The organism is Microcystis sp. LE19-131.1A (assembly GCF_027532015.1).
Lineage (GTDB): Bacteria > Cyanobacteriota > Cyanobacteriia > Cyanobacteriales > Microcystaceae > Microcystis > Microcystis ichthyoblabe_A.
In genome coordinates this window covers 1-1,598 of sequence record NZ_JAPZSS010000251.1, presented here as the reverse complement: position 1 = coordinate 1,598, position 1,598 = coordinate 1, and the positions used below count along the sequence as shown (strand labels likewise).

The 1,598-nt window shown below is 42.7% G+C and carries 1 protein-coding gene and 1 pseudogene; one reads left to right on the top strand and one right to left on the bottom strand.

The genetic code is table 11. The annotated features are described in order from the left end of the window. Positions 1 to 274: 274 nt before the first annotated feature. Positions 275 to 769, top strand: coding sequence for a hypothetical protein (locus O9323_RS18205; protein WP_002738874.1), 495 nt, complete (start codon positions 275 to 277; stop codon positions 767 to 769). A 48-nt stretch (positions 770 to 817) separates the two neighbouring features. Here the strand turns inward: O9323_RS18205 and O9323_RS18200 are convergent. Next, positions 818 to 1,465, bottom strand: a pseudogene (locus O9323_RS18200) (IS30 family transposase); the annotation flags it as partial. Positions 1,466 to 1,598: the final 133 nt, after the last annotated feature.

Below are 1,598 nucleotides of genomic sequence, written 5' to 3'. Positions count from 1 at the left end.
CTGCAATTCCACCAGAACAAGAGGATGAACGGTATCGTCAGCGACTTCTTCACAATTTGCAACGCAAAGCCCAGAAATTAGGTGCTAAGCTTATCTTAGAAACTCAGTCTGACTCTGCCTAAAATTCTAGTTTCTTAGAAGCTATAGTGCGGGGTATCTGGCCCGGATCCAGGGAAGAATTAGCCACAGCAAAATTGACACAAGCACTGGTCGAGCGGGTTAGCGGCTCGATATGCTTCAATAATCCTATAGTTTTTATTTTCCTTGTCGTATCATGCCACGTCCCCCGAAGAAAACCCCTAGCACCCCTGAACCTCCCGAAGAGCCAATTAAAACCACTCCTCCCCTACAACCTCTACAAATTATTAAAAAGGGTTCTAGGGCTGCAGTACCCCCCAAACCTCCAGAAACCCCTCCAGAAATAATTGAGGAAAAACCAGCCGAGGAAACGGTAAAATCAGTCAGTAGTGAGATAAAATCTCCTCTCCGTCCCCGTTTCGATTCGGCTCCTCCATTCCGAAAACCGATTCCCAAAGCAGAAATTCCCGTCATCGAAAAAGCGACGGGAGCTAATGGCGAAGTATTTAATCTGACCGATTCTGTCCTGATTACTGAACCTTTTGGTACTCGTATTCCTGCTATTATCGATAGTTTTTATGCCGATGATCAAGGCGAAATCTGGGCGCGACTCAAACCAGTGGAAGTTAATCCCGATTGTCGCTGGGAACAGGCCTGTATTCGCTCTCAGGGTTTGGTAAAGGCCGAGTAAGACAGTTATCAGTTATCAGTTATCAGTTATCAGATTTGATTGGCCAATTCAAGTCTGAATTGCATCACTGTCTGATCTACCTTTATAGAATACCTCATTCGGGGTACGATAGTCAAGACATTTTCGAGGACGATTGTTAATCAAGTTTACGGCTCTTTCCACCTCCTCTGGCTTAACGATTTTAAAATTCGTTCCCTTGGGGAAAAATTGTCTTAACAGTCCATTGGTATGCTCATTTAATCCCCTCTCCCACGAATGATAAGGAGTAGCAAAATAAAAATCTGCTCCTAGTTTCTGACTCAACTCTTGATGTCCACAAAATTCTTTAACCTTGTCACAAGTAAAGGTTTTTCTTTTGTCAGGGTGAATCTCTTGAAAAAGTTTTTCTGTGACTCTATTGATTTCCGATGCGGTTTTGTTTTTGGCTAATCCTGCTACTAAAAATTTCGAGGCTTTATCTACATGAGTAACGAGAACTCCTAGATGATTGCCTCCAATCATTGTGTCACTTTCCCAATGACCGATTTCAGTTTTCTGGTCAGCAATTACTGGTCGCTCGCTGATATCTACACGCCCGGTCATCCCTCCACGCTTACTTTTTGCTCCGCCTCGACTCTTTCTTTGACAAAGCCCCCGGCGTAAATATTTCTGGTACTCTCCACATCCGTGATAGTTCTGATAGATCATTTGATATACTTTGCACGGCTGCAACTTGCATTTTTTACTCAAGGACAATAGTATAGTTTAAGAGTCATAATTAGAAGCAAAGCACTCATTAAAAACATGATTAACCTAGAATTCACGGAAGAAGAAAAGAACTCACTGTATT